Annotated in this window: 13 protein-coding genes and 1 other RNA gene; 8 read left to right on the top strand and 6 right to left on the bottom strand. The window is 63.1% G+C overall.

Annotated elements, in window-relative coordinates:
* Positions 1–90: 90 nt before the first annotated feature.
* Entirely contained in the window at positions 91–1,140 is a 1,050-nt protein-coding gene (locus tag RM190_RS18315) for a patatin-like phospholipase family protein (protein WP_311760907.1), read from the top strand.
* On the opposite strand, the gene RM190_RS18310 is transcribed toward RM190_RS18315, so the two are convergent.
* From RM190_RS18310 to RM190_RS18295, 4 genes are all read right to left on the bottom strand, one after another.
* A complete protein-coding gene (locus RM190_RS18310; protein ID WP_311760906.1) occupies positions 1,137–2,048 on the bottom strand; it encodes a pseudouridine-5'-phosphate glycosidase in 912 nt (303 codons plus the stop codon). The genes RM190_RS18315 and RM190_RS18310 overlap by 4 nt on opposite strands.
* On the bottom strand, positions 2,045–2,956 hold the full coding sequence (locus RM190_RS18305) for a PfkB family carbohydrate kinase (protein WP_311760905.1): 912 nt from the start codon (positions 2,954–2,956) through the stop codon (positions 2,045–2,047). The genes RM190_RS18310 and RM190_RS18305 overlap by 4 nt, the downstream gene beginning before the upstream one ends.
* A gap of 63 nt (positions 2,957–3,019) precedes the next feature.
* Positions 3,020–3,116: signal recognition particle sRNA small type (gene ffs / locus RM190_RS18300), an RNA gene on the bottom strand.
* A gap of 49 nt (positions 3,117–3,165) precedes the next feature.
* Positions 3,166–5,025, bottom strand: coding sequence for a bifunctional 2',3'-cyclic-nucleotide 2'-phosphodiesterase/3'-nucleotidase (locus RM190_RS18295; RefSeq protein WP_311760904.1), 1,860 nt, complete (start codon positions 5,023–5,025; stop codon positions 3,166–3,168).
* A 143-nt stretch (positions 5,026–5,168) separates the two neighbouring features.
* On the opposite strand from RM190_RS18295, the gene RM190_RS18290 reads away from it, so the two are divergent.
* A complete protein-coding gene (locus RM190_RS18290; protein ID WP_311760903.1) occupies positions 5,169–5,627 on the top strand; it encodes a hypothetical protein in 459 nt (152 codons plus the stop codon).
* A 21-nt stretch (positions 5,628–5,648) separates the two neighbouring features.
* Here the strand turns inward: RM190_RS18290 and RM190_RS18285 are convergent, their stop codons facing one another.
* Positions 5,649–6,521 (bottom strand): prephenate dehydratase, encoded by an 873-nt coding sequence (locus RM190_RS18285; protein ID WP_311760902.1) that lies wholly within the window; start codon positions 6,519–6,521, stop codon positions 5,649–5,651.
* Between the two features lie 146 nt (positions 6,522–6,667).
* Here RM190_RS18285 and RM190_RS18280 point away from each other — a divergent pair, with 146 nt between their 5' ends.
* The 6 genes from RM190_RS18280 to RM190_RS18255 all read left to right on the top strand — a co-directional run bounded on the left by RM190_RS18280 (position 6,668) and on the right by RM190_RS18255 (position 14,379).
* A complete protein-coding gene (locus RM190_RS18280; protein ID WP_311760901.1) occupies positions 6,668–7,195 on the top strand; it encodes a c-type cytochrome in 528 nt (175 codons plus the stop codon).
* A 177-nt stretch (positions 7,196–7,372) separates the two neighbouring features.
* Entirely contained in the window at positions 7,373–9,286 is a 1,914-nt protein-coding gene (locus tag RM190_RS18275; protein ID WP_311760900.1) for an extracellular solute-binding protein, read from the top strand.
* A 35-nt stretch (positions 9,287–9,321) separates the two neighbouring features.
* Entirely contained in the window at positions 9,322–10,467 is a 1,146-nt protein-coding gene (locus RM190_RS18270; RefSeq protein WP_311760899.1) for a microcin C ABC transporter permease YejB, read from the top strand.
* On the top strand, positions 10,467–11,573 hold the full coding sequence (locus RM190_RS18265; RefSeq protein ID WP_311760898.1) for an ABC transporter permease: 1,107 nt from the start codon (positions 10,467–10,469) through the stop codon (positions 11,571–11,573). The genes RM190_RS18270 and RM190_RS18265 overlap by 1 nt, the downstream gene beginning before the upstream one ends.
* Entirely contained in the window at positions 11,570–13,165 is a 1,596-nt protein-coding gene (locus RM190_RS18260; RefSeq protein WP_311760897.1) for an ABC transporter ATP-binding protein, read from the top strand. The genes RM190_RS18265 and RM190_RS18260 overlap by 4 nt, the downstream gene beginning before the upstream one ends.
* Positions 13,162–14,379 (top strand): glycosyltransferase, encoded by a 1,218-nt coding sequence (locus RM190_RS18255; protein WP_311760896.1) that lies wholly within the window; start codon positions 13,162–13,164, stop codon positions 14,377–14,379. The genes RM190_RS18260 and RM190_RS18255 overlap by 4 nt, the downstream gene beginning before the upstream one ends.
* Here the strand turns inward: RM190_RS18255 and RM190_RS18250 are convergent.
* Positions 14,376–14,876 (bottom strand): hypothetical protein, encoded by a 501-nt coding sequence (locus RM190_RS18250; RefSeq protein WP_311760895.1) that lies wholly within the window; start codon positions 14,874–14,876, stop codon positions 14,376–14,378. The two genes, RM190_RS18255 and RM190_RS18250, sit on opposite strands and share 4 nt — an antisense overlap.
* Positions 14,877–14,888: the final 12 nt, after the last annotated feature.

The following is a 14,888-nucleotide window of genomic DNA, read 5'->3' as shown; positions in this document are numbered from 1 at the left end:
ACATCATTATCGCGCGAGCGATTTCCGGCAAGGGTGTTGTGCTGCATCGCGGCAATGTATGCTGCAAGTGCACAATGGATCGAGGCTAGCATGGCTGTGAAACGCATCAACCTGGCCCTTCAGGGTGGCGGGGCACATGGAGCCTTCGCCTGGGGCGCGATCGAACGGCTTCTGCAGGACGACGAGATCGAGATCGCGGGTATCAGCGGCGCCTCGGCCGGGGCACTGAATGGCGCGGCCTTGGCGGCCGGACTGGCTTGCGGACCGGGCCGCCGGGGCAGGGACGCCGCATTGGAGAACCTGGACTATATCTGGTCGCAGGTCAGTCAGATCAGCGACAACCGCGTGGTGCGCTGGATCCACTCGATGTTCCCGGTGCCGCGCGGCTTGCAGCGCCTGACCGAGTTGATGTCACCGATCGCCTGGATGGAGGGGTTGACCCGGATCTTCAGCCCCTATGATTCAGGCCCCTTCTATACCAATCCGCTGGGCGCGATCCTGCGCGAGATGCCCCATCCGCTGACCGGGCAGGACCGGGGGCCACGGCTTTTCGTCTCGGCCACAAATGTGCGCACCGGGCGCATCCGGGTTTTTGGCGGGGCCGAGGTCACGGTTGATGCGGTGATGGCATCTGCCTGCCTTCCGGCGCTGTTCCGTGCGGTCGAGATCGACGATCCTTCGACCGGGCGGCGGGAAGCCTATTGGGATGGCGGTTATTCGGGGAATCCGGCGCTGTTTCCGCTGTTCACTCCGGATCTGCCGCGCGACGTGGTGATCGTGAACATCAACCCGATGCTGCGCGATACCGTCCCGCACACACCCGGAGAAATCCAGGACCGGGTGAACGAGATCAGCTTCAACGCATCGCTGCTGCGGGAATTGCGCGCAATCAATTTCGTGAAGACGCTGCACCGGGAAAACCGGCTCACCGGGCGACCGATGAAGAACGTGCTGATCCACATGATCATGGACGATTTCACCATGACCTCACTTGGCGCGGGGACCAAGATTGTGCCTGCGCCGGGACTTCTTGACGAATTGCGAGAGGCCGGTGCCGCGGCGGCCGACAGGTTCATGCAGTATCACGCGGCCAATCTGGGCGAGCGCGATTCAGTGAACCTGTCGGCGCTGTTTTCCTAGACCATCGCGGCAGCGATGCTGGCGGCCACACGCGCATTGTTCAGAACCAGTGCGATATTGGCGTCGAGCGAGCGGCCCTCGGTCAGTTCGAAGATGCGCTGCAGCAGGAAGGGGGTCACGGATTTCGCGGCGATGCCTTGTGCAGCGGCTTCGGCCAGCGCCTGTTCCACCACCGGGATCATGACCGAACGCGGGATCTCGGCTGCTTCGGGAATCGGGTTCACGACCAGCTGGCCGCCGATCAGACCCAGCGCGGCGCGCGTTTTCGCGGCAGCGGCGATCTGGGCGGGATCATCCATGCGCAGCGGCGCGGCAAGACCCGATTCGCGCGACCAGAAGGCCGGAAGCTGATCCTGGCCCACCGCAATGACCGGGACGCCCAGAGTCTCTAGCACTTCCAGGGTTTTCGGCAGATCAAGGATCGCCTTGGCACCGGCCGCGACGACCGTGACCGGCGTCCGTGCCAGTTCCTGCAAGTCGGCCGAGACATCGAAGCTGGATTCCGCGCCACGGTGGACGCCGCCGATGCCACCGGTGGCAAAGACATGGATACCGGCCAGATTCGCGCAGATCATGGTCGCAGCAACCGTGGTCGCGCCGGTGCGGCCAAGGGCAAGGCAGGCGGCGAGGTCAGCGCGCGACAGCTTCATCACTTCGGTTCCCGGCGTCGAGGCCAGCGCCTCAAGCGTTGCGTCGTCCAGGCCGATATGGATCAGGCCCTTGATGATGGCGATGGTGGCGGGCACGGCACCCGCCTCGCGCACCGTCGCTTCGACCTTGCGGGCGACTTCAAGGTTCTGCGGATAAGGCATCCCGTGGGTGATGATGGTCGATTCAAGCGCGACAATGGGGCGCTTTGCCGCCAGGGCGTCTTTGACTTCGGGGGCAAAGACCAGCAGGTCCTTCATGCGATATCCTTTCCTGGAACGGGACTGGCCGTTATGTGGCTTGCTGCGGCACGGATCGCCTGATCCAGCGCCTGCGCGGGCAGAGCGCCCGAAAGTTCGGCCGCAAGATGCGCGGCAAGGAAGCTGTCGCCCGCACCGGTCACGTGCCGGGCGGCGACGGTGGGTGGGGTCTGGCAGATGGTGGCGGCATTGCGCGCCGCTTCGGCGGCAGGGCGGGGACCATCGGTCACGATGACACGGGCGGCGCCCATCGCGCGAATGGCCTCGGCCGCCTCGATCGAATCGGCAAGTGCGCGCCCGGCCAGTGCCTCGGCTTCGGCACGGTTGATGTGGAAGATGGCGTTGTCATGACCCAGCAGCGGGGCCAGCCGTTCCGCCTTGTCCGGGCTGGCCGGAACGATGCGCAGCGAAGCGCGGGCAAAGCAGGGATCACGGGCGATCAGGGCCAGTGTCTCAAGCGTCAGGTTTCCATCGACGACCAGCGTTCCGTCCCAGGGCCGGGTGGCGTCGCCCAGCCTGCCATCCTGCAGGGGGGCTAGGATCGCCGGGCCCGCGGCCTCCAGCCCATGGGCATCGGCAATGGCGGCGACCAGCCCACCCGGAGCCTCGATCGCCATGTAAAGATCGGTCGGAAGGGGTCCATCGCGCCACAACCAGTCGGTCGCGACGCCCAGGGCCCGCGTCTCGGCGATCAGGGCCTCTCCGGGCGAATCCCGGCCGACGGCAGAGATGATCGAGGGGGCAAGCCCGTGGCGGGCCAGCGCAACGGCGACATTCAGCGCGACTCCGCCCGGTCGCTGATGAATGCGTCCCGCGACATCGTCTCCGATGCGCAGGATGACCGGACTGTGGCCGATGACATCCCAAAGCATCGCGCCAAGGCAAATGATCCGGGGCGTTTGCGACATGAGGCGGCTCGTCGTGAGGGGCGGTAAGGGTGCGGTCGAATCGCCGCAAGTCGGCGTTCCGCGGGTGAGAGGCTGGACAACGACCCAAGCGGGGCTCGTTACGGCTGCTTCCTTCCGGACCTGACCGGGTTGGCGAGGCGCTCGCCCGCGCCAACCTCTCTCGGCCTAGATAGGCGGGTCACGCGCGGGATGCAACCCGTTCCTGACAGTCAAAGATAAAGACGGAGGTCAAGAAAGCCGTCCGGGGTCTGGCCGATCTGATCATAGCGGAAGCCCAGAAGTTCCAGATGACGCGCGGCACCGGGTCCGGTGGCATAACGGATCGTGGTTCCCGGCATGGAAAGAAAGTTCCATCCCAAGGGGCCGGGTGGCGCAACCATGCGTTGGGTGGCGACATATTGGCGCAGAACATCGCGCGTCCGGGCGCCCCCTTGCAGAACAACCCTGCGCCGCGCGGCGATGGCAGAAAAGACGCCGCTGTCCGACAACCGATAGCTGTTGGTCACCAGCACAAAGCGCTGGTCGGGTGTGACCGGCCGCCCCCGGTGGCGAAGGTTCGTGACGCGCCTTGCATCGGGATCAAGCAATCGCCCGTCCGCGGCATAGCGCGACGGTTGGGACAGGTCCAGTTGCCAGCCGACCCCGTCGATCAGGTCGAAATTATAGCTGGGAAACTCGGGGTCGATCAGCGGCTGATCTTGCGCTCCCGGCGCGATGCGCAGGAAGATGCTGGCTGAACGCTCCAGCCAGCAGGCAACATCCGCGCCCGAGACCAGGATTGCGCATAACCGGTTGGGAAACAGGTACAGGTCGGCCAGGCTGCGCAGGGTCAACGGACCTGCCGGAACATCGGTATAGTGATCCGGCCCGCCGCGCCCGCCCGCGCGAAAGGGGGCTGCGGCCGAAAGGATGGGCAGGTCACGCCAAGGCCCGGCCGCCAGAAGTCGGCGGGCGTGCCAGCGCTGTGCCATGCAGACAAGCCGCAGGCCGGGATCATGTCCAAGCATGGTGAAGAAGCTGGTCAGCGCCACGTCGCTGCGCCCGATTCTGCGCCGGAAATGCTGCAGCGTGGCACGATGCGCGGGCTGGGCCGTCCGGATGACGGGCTGATGCGGGGGCAGGGCGCGCACGGGTTCTGCCCGGCAGCGAAAATTGGCCACGGACCACTTCCCTGCGGAGGATCTTTGCAGCGCAAGTTCGATCACGCCAAGATGCGATCCCCAGAAGCCCGGCATCACGCATGGCTTGCCCGCGAGTGTCCCGCGCTGCGGATCGATTCCCGGACCCGCAGGATGCTGGTCCGAGGGAAAGACCCGATGCGTGTGCCCTGCAATAACCGCATCGATTCCGGGCAGCGCCGCCAGCGCCGTTGCCGCGTTTTCCATCATGGGAACGGGTTGCAAATCCCCAATACCGCTGTGGGACAGGGCAATCACCAGGTCCGCGCCCCCCGTCCGCAATGCGGCAATGCCGGCTTGCGCGTGTTCTAGAATATCCCCGATCCGGGTCGCCTGCCGCAACTCTGGTTCCCAGTCGACGGTCTGCGGGGGCAGGAATCCCAGTATCCCGATCCGCAGCGGCCAGGCTCCGCCCCGGCGATCCCGCATCATCCGTTGCAGCATCACGCACGCGTGGACCGGCAGACCGCGACGGCTGAGAAGATTGGTCGAGACGATCGGGAAATCCGCATCGCGCAGGGCATTGTTCAGATAGCGCAGCCCGTGACTGAAATCGTGATTTCCCAGCGTCGCCGCATCATAGCGCAGTGTGTTCATTGCCGCGATGGCCGGGTGGCCAGACCTGCCGCGCCACCCGGCATCGGCTAGGAAATCCCCCATCGGCCCGCCCTGAAGGCTGTCGCCATTGTCAAGAAGCAGGCTGTTCGCAGCTGTCGCCCGTTCGGTCGCGATCACTGTTGCCGCGCGGGACAGGCCAAAGCGCTGGCTGGGCCGGTCCGCAAGATAATCGTGATCCAGGATGTACATGTGCAGATCCGTCGTGGCGAGGATCTTCAGATCCATCATCACCGGTTCAGATGCGGGCGGGCTGGGGTCTCGCGGGGCGGACATCAGGGCTGGATGCTTTTTTGAGCTGACAATTGCAACCTATGATTGTATCAGCAAAAACATTCCTAGCTGAGCGTGGCGGCCTTGCAATGGCCGGACCGATTTCGTTTAAGAGGGCCATTCCTTTTAAAGCTGCTCGGTGAACGATGAAATTTTCCACGCGCCAGGATACCGATCTGCCCGCCGAGGTGCTGTTCGGGGCGGTCAGCGATTTCGACAGGCTGGAAAGATTGTTGCTGCGCCGCGGCGCAGAGGTGCGGCGCAAGGATGCCGGTCCGGTCAGGGCCGGCACCTCGTGGCAGATCGATTTCGACTGGCGTGGCCGACCGCGAGAGCTTGCGCTGACGCTTGCCACCTATCAGCCGCCCGAGCAGATGGTCTTCGAGGGGCAGTCGTCGCATTTCAACGTCGAGATCAAGATAACCGTCGTCGCGCTGACCCGGACGAAATCCCGGATGCTGTGCGAAATCGACGTGGCACCGCGCGGAATGAAGGCGCGGTTGATGATCCAGACGGCAAAACTGGCCAAGGGACAACTCGACCGGAAGTTCGCGCACCGGATCGAGGAATTCGTCAACCAGATCGCGGTCGGCCAGCCCGGCTGATCCGCGATCCGGGGACGGATTTCAGGCCGTCTGGCCGACGCGTTGTTCCGCCCGCAGCGGATCGGCCGGATAGACGCCCAGGATTTCCAGGCTTTCCGTGAAATAGCCCAGCTCGGCCAAAGCCAGGGCGACCGAGGGATCCTCGGGATGGCCCTCGATATCGGCATAGAACTGGGTCGCGGTGAAGATGCCGTCGACCATGTAGCTTTCCAGCTTGGTCATGTTGATGCCGTTCGTGGCGAATCCGCCAAGCGCCTTGTAAAGCGCGGCCGGGATGTTGCGGACGCGGAAGACGAAGGTCGTCATCATCGTCTGGCCGCCCTGCGCATTCGCGCGGCGGCTGAAATCGGGCTCGCGCGACATGATCAGGAAACGCGTCGTGTTGTTCTGGCGATCCTCGATCCCCGAGGCCAGGACGTCGAGGCCGTAGATCTCGCCGGCGAGGGGAGAGGCCAGCGCCGCCAGCGCCGGTTCGGCGCGTTTGGCCACCTCAAGCGCCGATCCGGCGGTATCCGCGCCGACGATGCCGCGAATCCCGTGCTCGCGCATGAAGCCGCGGCACTGGCCCAGCAGGACCGGGTGGCTCATGGCGTCGGTCACGTCCGAAATCTTTGCTCCGGGAACGCCAAGAAGGGCGATTCTGACCCGAACGAATCCCTCGTCAATGATGTGAAGGCCGCTTTCCGGCAACAGGTGGTGAATGTCGGCGACCCGGCCATAGGTCGAGTTTTCGACCGGCAGCATGGCCAGTTCCGCGCGGCCCTGGCGGACGGCGTCGATCGTGTCCTCAAACGTGCGGCAGGGCAGGACTTCCATGCCCGGCCGGTAAAATCGGCAGGCCTGGTGGCTGTAAGCGCCCGGTTCACCCTGGAATGCGATCACGTTCTTGGTCATGTCGAAGCCTCAAATCCGGCCGTGGCAGGTGACGCACACCGCCGCAGCCTGTTCCATGCGAAGGCACAACTATACCTTGATCCAACAGAACAAAAGCGCCTAGATACGCCTGTTCCACGGACAGACCGCACAAGGGATCCGCAGATATGTTCGACACGATGACCGTCACCAAGGCAGCCGGAGCATTTATCGGCGCGCTCCTGTTTCTTTTGCTGATGAATTGGGCCGCGTCGGGCATTTTCCACGTCGGCTCATCCGGTCACGGCGGCGAGGGCGAAGAACATGCCCAAGCCTATACCATTCCCGTTGCGGAAAGTGCCTCGGCAGGGGACGAAGGCAAGGATGCCGGCCCCGACTTCGCAACCGTGCTTGCTTCGGCCGATGCCGCAGCGGGCGAAAAGGTCTTCAGCAAGTGCAAGGCCTGCCACAAGCTTGACGGCGCGAACAGCACCGGGCCGCATCTTGATGGCGTGGTCGGCCGCCCGGTCGCCACGGTGGAAGGCTTCGGCTATTCCGACGGCATGAAGGCCCATGGCGGCGACTGGACGCCCGAGGCGCTGCAGGAATTCCTGACCAACCCGAAATCGGTGGTCAAGGGCACCAAGATGACCTTCGCGGGTCTGCCCAAGGTCGAGGATCGCGCAAACCTGATCGCCTATCTGCAAAGCCAGTAAACCGTCGCCGGAAGGCCAGCGATTGCAGGGCGCCCCGAAGCGGGCGCCCTTTGTCATTGCAGGAGCGGGACAGTGGATCACGCAATTGCTTGTTGAACCGGGCGGCCCTGCTGCTAGCGTGTCGGGCAAGGGCTGGGATGCGCCGGACCAAACGAGCAAGAGGATCAACAAGACCCCATGACGATGCAGATGCTGCGACATGCCCCGATGTTTGCGTTCCTGGCATTGGTTCCCGGCCTGGCCGCCGCGCAGACACCGCAGCCTGTGCCCGATCCCGGCACCACCCCGCCTGCCGCAACCGCGCCGCAAGCCAACGGCAAGACCATCACCTCGCATGGCATTGCCACATTTGGCGCCCCGGCGCTGCCGGCCGATTACAAGCACCTGCCCTATGTCAATCCGGACGCGCCCAAGGGGGGCGAAATCTCGGAATGGGCGATGGGAGGCTTTGACAGCTATAACCCCTTCACCCATCGCGGGCGCGCAGGACCGCTTTCGGTCATCATGCTTGAACGGCTGATGGAAGATGCCCTGGACGAGCGCGGTTCATCCTATTGCCTTGTCTGCGAGACAATCGAGTATCCCGAAAGCCGGGACTGGGTGATCTTCCATTTGCGCCCCGAGGCGAAGTTCTCGGACGGGACGCCGCTGACGGCGCATGACGTTTTGTTCTCGTTCGAGCTTTTGCGCGACAAGGGCCTGTCTTCCTATCGCACCGGTATCGCCAAGATGGTCGCCAAAGCCGAGGTGATCGACGACCACAGCATCAAGTTCATCTTCCAGCCCGGCTATCCGCGCCGCGACGTGATCCAGCAAGTCGGCAGCCAGATCGTCTTTTCGCGCGAAGATTTCCTGAAAAACAAGCGGGATATCGAGCAAAGCTCGGACAAGCCTTTCGTGGGGTCGGGGCCCTATGTCTTCGACACGGCCGAGATGGGCCGCTCGATGACGGTGAAGCGCAATCCGGATTACTGGGGCAAGGATCTGCCGATCAATGTCGGGCGTCACAATTTCGACCGCATCCGACTGGAGTATTTCGGCGATTACGACAGTGCGTTCGAGGCTTTCAAGGCGGGCGTCTATACCTTCCGCAACGAGGTGTCGTCGATCCACTGGGCGACGCGCTATGATTTTCCGGCGCTGAAGAATGGTACCGTCAAGCAGGAGGTGGTGCCGCGCGGCGACATTGCCTCGGGTCAGGCATGGGTCTTCAACCTGCGCCGTCCGCAGTTCCAGGACATCCGCGTGCGTGAAGCCATGGGGTTGGTGTTCAACTTCGAATGGTCGAACGAGACCCTGTTCTATGGACTGAACACGCGGGTCAATTCCTTCTGGGACAACAGCGACCTGGCCGCCAGCGGCAAGCCGTCCGAGGGCGAACTAGCCCTGCTTCAGCCTTTGGCCAAGGATCTTCCGCCCAGCGTCCTGACCGAAGACGCGGTCGTGCAGCCGGTGTCGGGCAAGAACCAGCTTGATCGCAGCAATCTGCGCAAAGCGTCGAAATTGCTGGACGAGGCTGGCTGGGCGGTCGGCCCCGACGGGCTGCGCCGCAACTCCAAGGGCGAGATCCTGAAGCTTGAAATTCTGAACGACAACCAAAGCTTCGATCGCATCATCAACCCCTATGTCCAGAACCTGCGCGCGCTTGGCGTCGATGCGGTCAATGCCCGGGTCGACGATGCCGAGATGACGAACCGCACCCGCAGCCATGACTTCGACATGGTCACAGACAGTCTGGGCCAAAGTTTCTACATCAGCGGCGGGACCGAGCAGGTCTTCGGTTCCGAAAATACTGCCGATGTCTTCAACCCGATGGGCTTGGCCAATCCCGCCATCGATGCGCTTATCAAGAAGGGGATCGAGGCGACCTCGCAGGAAGAGATGGACACCACCATCCACGCACTGGACCGCGCCCTTCGCAGCCTGCGCTTCTGGGTGCCGCAATGGTACAAGGCAGATTACACGCTGGCCTATTTCGATATCTTCGGCCACCCCGAGAAGATCCCGCCCTATGCGCTGGGTGAGCTTGATTTCTGGTGGTATGACGCGGATAAGGCTGAAAAGCTGAAACAATCCGGCGCTTTGCGCTGAGCCTGCCAAGCGGGCAAGACTAGAGACGGGGCAGGATGGCAGCCTATATTCTGCGGCGGTTGCTGCTGATCATTCCAACGCTGATCGGCATCATGCTGGTCAACTTCACTTTGACGCAGTTCGTTCCCGGTGGTCCGATCGAACAGGTGATCGCCCGCGTCCAGGGCGAAGGCGACGCGTTCCGCAATATCGCGGGCGCGGGCGGCGATACGCAGCAAGCCCAGTCCAGCGAATATGCGGGCGCCCGGGGTATCCCACCCGAGCTGCTGGACCAGCTTGAAGTGCAGATGGGCTTCGCCCGGATCACCTGCACGGCCGAACATCAGGGCGAGCCGGACCTGAAATCGCCCGATTGCCACAAGGAAAAGATCGGCGCGGCGAAACGCTTCATGATCATGCTGGGCAATTACCTGCGCTTCGATTTCGGGGTCAGCTTCTTCCGTTCGATCTCGGTCATCGACCTGGTGCTGGAAAAGATGCCCGTCTCGATCACGCTGGGCCTGTGGTCGACGTTGATCGCCTATTGCATCTCGATCCCGCTTGGTATCCGCAAGGCCGTCAGGAACGGCACGCCCTTCGATACCTGGACCAGCGGTGCGATCATCATCGGCTATGCGATCCCGGCCTTCCTGTTCGCAGTCCTACTGATGGTCGTCTTCGCTGGGGGAAGCTATTGGCAGATCTTTCCGCTAAGAGGTTTGACCAGCGACAATTTTTCTGAGCTGAGCCTGTTTGGTAAGGCCAAGGACTATCTGTGGCACATCACGCTGCCAGTGATCGCGACGACGATTTCCAGCTTTGCCACCCTGACCCTGCTGACCAAGAACAGCTTCCTTGACGAGATCAACAAGCAATACGTGATGACTGCCCGCGCCAAGGGCCTGACCGAGCGCAAGGTGCTTTACGGCCATGTCTTCCGCAACGCCATGCTGATCGTGATCGCGGGTTTTCCGGCGATGTTCCTGGGTGTGTTTTTCGGTTCCAGCATTCTGATCGAGACGATCTTCTCGCTTGACGGGCTGGGGCGGCTTGGCTTCGAGGCGGCGGTTCAACGCGATTACCCGGTCATTTTCGGCACGCTTTATGTCTTTGGCCTGCTGGGGCTTCTGGTCGGGATCCTGTCGGATTTGATGTATGTGCTGGTCGACCCCCGCATCGACTTCGAGAAAAGGGCCGGCTGATGGCGATGACCGAACTTAACCGGCGCCGTCTGCGGAATTTCCGCCGCAACAAGCGCGCCTTCTGGTCGCTGGTGGTCTTCACCATCCTGTTCGTGGCGTCGTTGTTTGCGGAACTGATCGCCAATGATCGGCCGATCGTCGTAAACTTCAAGGGCGGCTGGTATTTCCCCGCCTATCGCTTCTACCCCGAGACGGCCTTTGGCGGTGATTTCGGGACCGAGGCGATCTATTCCGACCCCGGTGTGCAATGCCTGATCCGTACCGGCGGACGAGAGGAGTGCTGGGACGATCCCGATGCGGTCCAGAAGGAAGCGGCCGAGACCGGTATGGTCGCTGGCGAAAAGGTGCAGCAGGGCTGGATGCTATGGCCGCCGATCCCCTACCACTATCGCACCATCAACAACGTGGGCACTGCCCCCAGCGCACCCGACAGCCAGCACCTGCTGGGCACGGATGACACCTCGCGCGATGTGCTGGCGCGGGTCATCTATGGTTTCCGCCTGTCGATCCTCTTCACGCTGATCGTCACCATCGTCGGTTCCACGATCGGCATCGCCGCCGGCGCGGTCCAGGGTTATTTCGGCGGGCGCACCGATCTGGTCCTTCAGAGATTGCTTGAGATATGGGGATCAACCCCCTCTCTTTACGTTATTATCATCCTGTTCGCTATTCTGGGGCGCAGCTTCTGGCTGCTGGTCTTCGTCTCGATCCTGTTTGGCTGGCCGGCGCTGGTCGGCGTCGTCCGGGCCGAGTTCCTGAGGGCGCGGAACTTCGAATATGTCCGCGCGGCCCGCGCCCTTGGCGTCAGCGACCGCAAGATCATGTTCCGCCACATCCTGCCCAACGCGATGGTGGCGACCCTGACGATGCTGCCCTTTGTGGTGACCGGCACGATCTCGTCGCTCGCCGCACTGGACTACCTGGGTTACGGGCTGCCAACCTCGGCTCCCTCGCTGGGGGAGCTGGCATTGCAGGCCAAGCAGAACCTGCAAGCACCCTGGCTGGGCTTCACCGCCTTCTTCTCGTTTGCCATCATGCTGTCGCTGCTGGTCTTCATCTTCGAAGGCATCCGCGACGCCTTCGATCCAAGGAAGACCTTTCGATGACGCCGGTTCTTGAAGTCTCGGACCTGCGGATCGGGTTTCGGCAGGATGGCAAGCTAGTCCCCGCTGTTCGCGGGGTCAGCTTCACCGTGGGAAAGGGAGAAACGGTGGCGCTGGTCGGGGAATCCGGCTCGGGCAAGTCGGTCACGGCGCTGTCGACCGTCGGCCTGCTGGGCGATGCCGCGCAGCTTTCCGGCTCGGTCCATTACCTTGGCAAGGAGCTTGTCGGCGCGTCCGAGGCCGAACTTCGCCGCGTGCGGGGCAATGACATCAGCTTCATTTTTCAAGAGCCGATGACTTCGCTGAACCCGCTTCACACGCTGGAACGCCAGCTTGCCGAAAGTCTTGCGCTGCATCAGGGCTTGCATGGGGATGCGGCGCGGGCGCGTATTGTTGAACTGCTGACCCGCGTCGGCATCCGTGATCCTGAAACGCGGCTGGCGGACTATCCGCACCAGTTGTCGGGCGGGCAGCGGCAGCGCGTGATGATCGCGATGGCGCTGGCCAACGGCCCCGAACTTCTGATCGCGGATGAGCCGACCACCGCACTCGACGTGACCATCCAGGCCCAGATCATGGATCTTCTGGCCGAGTTGAAGGCAGCCGAAGGGCTGTCGATGCTGTTCATCAGCCATGATCTGGGATTGGTGCGCCGCATTGCCGACCGCGTCTGCGTGATGAAGGGCGGCGAGGTTGTCGAGCAAGGTCCGGTCGAGGCGATTTTTGCCGATCCGCAGCACGAATATACCCGGATGCTGTTGGCCGCAGAACCGCAGGGTCGTGCGGATCCTGTTCCCTCTGACGCGCCAGAGGTGGTCTCGACCCAGGATCTGAAGATCTGGTTTCCGATCCAGCGCGGGTTTCTGCGCCGCACCATTGGCCATGTGAAGGCAGTGAACGGGGCAACGCTTGCGGTCCGGGCGGGGGAAACGCTGGGCATCGTCGGCGAATCCGGTTCGGGCAAGACGACGCTTGCACTGGCGATCATGCGGCTGATCGAAAGCGAGGGCAGTATTGCCTATCTGGGGCGTGATATCTCGCATCTGTCGGGGCGGCCGCTGCGCGCGCTGCGCCGGGACATGCAGATCGTGTTCCAGGATCCCTTTGGCAGCCTCTCTCCGCGCATGACGGTCGAGCAGATCATCTCGGAAGGTCTGGGCGTTCACGGGGTCGAGCCGGGCCGGAACCGCCGCGACATGGTGGACGAGATCATGCGAGAGGTGGGGTTGGACCCCGCGACCATGCATCGCTATCCGCATGAATTCAGCGGCGGACAGCGACAGCGGATCGCGATCGCGCGTGCCATGATCCTGAACCCCAAGCTGGTGGTGCTGGACGAACCGACCAGTGCGCTGGACATGACCGTCCAGGTCCAGATCATCGAGCTTTTGCGCAGGCTCCAGCGGCGCCATGGGCTGGCCTTTCTGTTCATCAGCCACGATCTGCGCGTCGTTCGCGCGATGTCCCACCAGATCATGGTGATGCGTGCGGGCGAGGTGGTTGAACATGGATCGACCGATGCCGTGTTCGAAGCCCCGGAAAGTGACTATACCCGGCGGTTGATCGACGCGGCATTCCTTGACCAGCGCAGATGAAAATTCTGCTCGTCCATCAGAATTTCCCCGGCCAGTTCCTGCATCTGGCCCCTGCGCTGGTCGCGCGCGGGCATGAGGTCCTGGCGTTGACGGACGAACAGAACAAGCGGGCCTCGCCGGTGCGCACCGTCCGTTACAAGGCCCCGCCGGCGGAAAAGCCGCCAAGCGGACTGGCGCGCGCCTATGCGGAACATGCCGGGCGGGGGTGGTTGGCGGCGCGGGGCTGCCGCGCTTTGCGCGATCGTCACGGCTATACGCCCGATCTGATCTTTGGGCATAGCGGCTGGGGTGAGACGCTGTTCCTGCGCGAAATCTGGCCGCAGGCGAGGCTGCTGGTCTATGCCGAGCTTCTGTATCGCACGCGCGGGCACGATGTCGGTTTCGATCCCGAAATCAACCCGGATACCGACGATGCGCGCGCATTCGCGATCACCCGCTCGGCCCATTTGATCCAGGGATTGGTGCAGGCCGATGGGGGCTTGGCGCCGACCGCCTATCAGGCCAACTCGTTTCCGCCCGAGCTGCGTCAGAAGCTGACCGTGATCCATGACGGCATTGATTGCGAAAAGGTCCGCCCCGATCCCGAGGCCCGACTGGAATTGCCCGACGGCCGGGTGCTGACCGCGGCGGATGCAGTGCTGAGCTATGTTTCCCGCTCGCTTGAGCCGTATCGCGGCTTTCACCGGCTGATGCGCGCGCTACCTGACGTGTTGGCCGCGCGGCCGCAGGCACAGGTCGTGCTGGTCGGGGGCGATGGTGTCAGCTATGGCAGCCAGCCGCGCGATGCCGCCAGTTGGAAGGACAAGATGCTGGCCGAACTGGACGGTCGGCTGGACCTTGACCGCATCCATTTCCTGGGACGCGTGCCTTACCAGCAATATCTTTCCTTGCTGCGGATAAGTCGGGTGCATTGCTATCTGACCTATCCCTTCGTGCTAAGCTGGTCACTGACCGAAGCGATGGCGGCGGGGTGCTATATCGTCGCTTCCGACACCGAACCCGTGCGTGAACTGGTCACGGACGGAGAAAATGGGCGGCTGGTTCCCTTTTTCGACCAAGAGGCACTGGTGTCGGCGTTGGTCCGTGGACTGGCGGGTGATCCCGAAGCCGCCCGGCTTCGAGCTGCAGCGCGCCGGACAATCGCCGAAGGCTATGACCTGCAAACGCAAAGCCTGCCGCGACTGGTCGATTGGATCGAAAGCTTCGCGCCCTAAAGCTCGATCTCGGTGCCGTTCTGGTCGGGCAGGGGTTCCGGGATATCCGAGGGAGGCGGCTCGCTTGGCGCAGCTTCCGGCTGTCGGGGCTGAGCCTGCCCGTCGCTGGACGGGGAATTTGGGTTCAGAAAATCGCGCAGCGTGTCCCCGATCGGCGGAGGCGGCGGGGCGTCCGCGCGGCGTCGGATCAGGATGTCGCCATTCTCCAGACGCTCGGGCGTTTGATAGTTTCCGACGTCATCCATCAGATCGCCCAGTTCGTCAAAGACCGGTCCGAAGCTGTTTACGGTGTCGTTCAGGTCGCGGCCAAGCTGGTCCAGATGCGGCTGGACCTTGTCCAGCAGCTTGTCCATGAAGCCGTTCAGGCCATCCTCGATCTGGCTTTCCACGTCGCCCTGATGGTTTTCGTCGGCCGGCGGCGGCTCAAAGGTCGACTGGGCGGCGACCGGACCGATGGCCAGACCCGAGACGAGCAAGACTGCAGCAAGACGTTGCATCGGTTTTCTCCT

The sequence above is a fragment of the Paracoccus broussonetiae genome (assembly GCF_031854425.1).
Lineage (GTDB): Bacteria > Pseudomonadota > Alphaproteobacteria > Rhodobacterales > Rhodobacteraceae > Paracoccus > Paracoccus broussonetiae.
Note: the sequence above shows the minus strand (reverse complement) of the source record. Positions and strands in the feature narration are given on the sequence as shown.

What these genes read in the sequence shown, in the direction of transcription:
- RM190_RS18315 (WP_311760907.1), top strand. Translation starts at nt 91, where the DNA reads ATGGCTGTGAAACGCATCAACCTGGCCCTTCAGGGTGGCGGGGCACAT.
- RM190_RS18310 (WP_311760906.1), bottom strand. Translation starts at nt 2,048, where the DNA reads ATGAAGGACCTGCTGGTCTTTGCCCCCGAAGTCAAAGACGCCCTGGCG.
- RM190_RS18305 (WP_311760905.1), bottom strand. Translation starts at nt 2,956, where the DNA reads ATGTCGCAAACGCCCCGGATCATTTGCCTTGGCGCGATGCTTTGGGAT.
- RM190_RS18295 (WP_311760904.1), bottom strand. Translation starts at nt 5,025, where the DNA reads ATGTCCGCCCCGCGAGACCCCAGCCCGCCCGCATCTGAACCGGTGATG.
- RM190_RS18290 (WP_311760903.1), top strand. Translation starts at nt 5,169, where the DNA reads ATGAAATTTTCCACGCGCCAGGATACCGATCTGCCCGCCGAGGTGCTG.
- RM190_RS18285 (WP_311760902.1), bottom strand. Translation starts at nt 6,521, where the DNA reads ATGACCAAGAACGTGATCGCATTCCAGGGTGAACCGGGCGCTTACAGC.
- RM190_RS18280 (WP_311760901.1), top strand. Translation starts at nt 6,668, where the DNA reads ATGTTCGACACGATGACCGTCACCAAGGCAGCCGGAGCATTTATCGGC.
- RM190_RS18275 (WP_311760900.1), top strand. Translation starts at nt 7,373, where the DNA reads ATGACGATGCAGATGCTGCGACATGCCCCGATGTTTGCGTTCCTGGCA.
- RM190_RS18270 (WP_311760899.1), top strand. Translation starts at nt 9,322, where the DNA reads ATGGCAGCCTATATTCTGCGGCGGTTGCTGCTGATCATTCCAACGCTG.
- RM190_RS18265 (WP_311760898.1), top strand. Translation starts at nt 10,467, where the DNA reads ATGGCGATGACCGAACTTAACCGGCGCCGTCTGCGGAATTTCCGCCGC.
- RM190_RS18260 (WP_311760897.1), top strand. Translation starts at nt 11,570, where the DNA reads ATGACGCCGGTTCTTGAAGTCTCGGACCTGCGGATCGGGTTTCGGCAG.
- RM190_RS18255 (WP_311760896.1), top strand. Translation starts at nt 13,162, where the DNA reads ATGAAAATTCTGCTCGTCCATCAGAATTTCCCCGGCCAGTTCCTGCAT.
- RM190_RS18250 (WP_311760895.1), bottom strand. Translation starts at nt 14,876, where the DNA reads ATGCAACGTCTTGCTGCAGTCTTGCTCGTCTCGGGTCTGGCCATCGGT.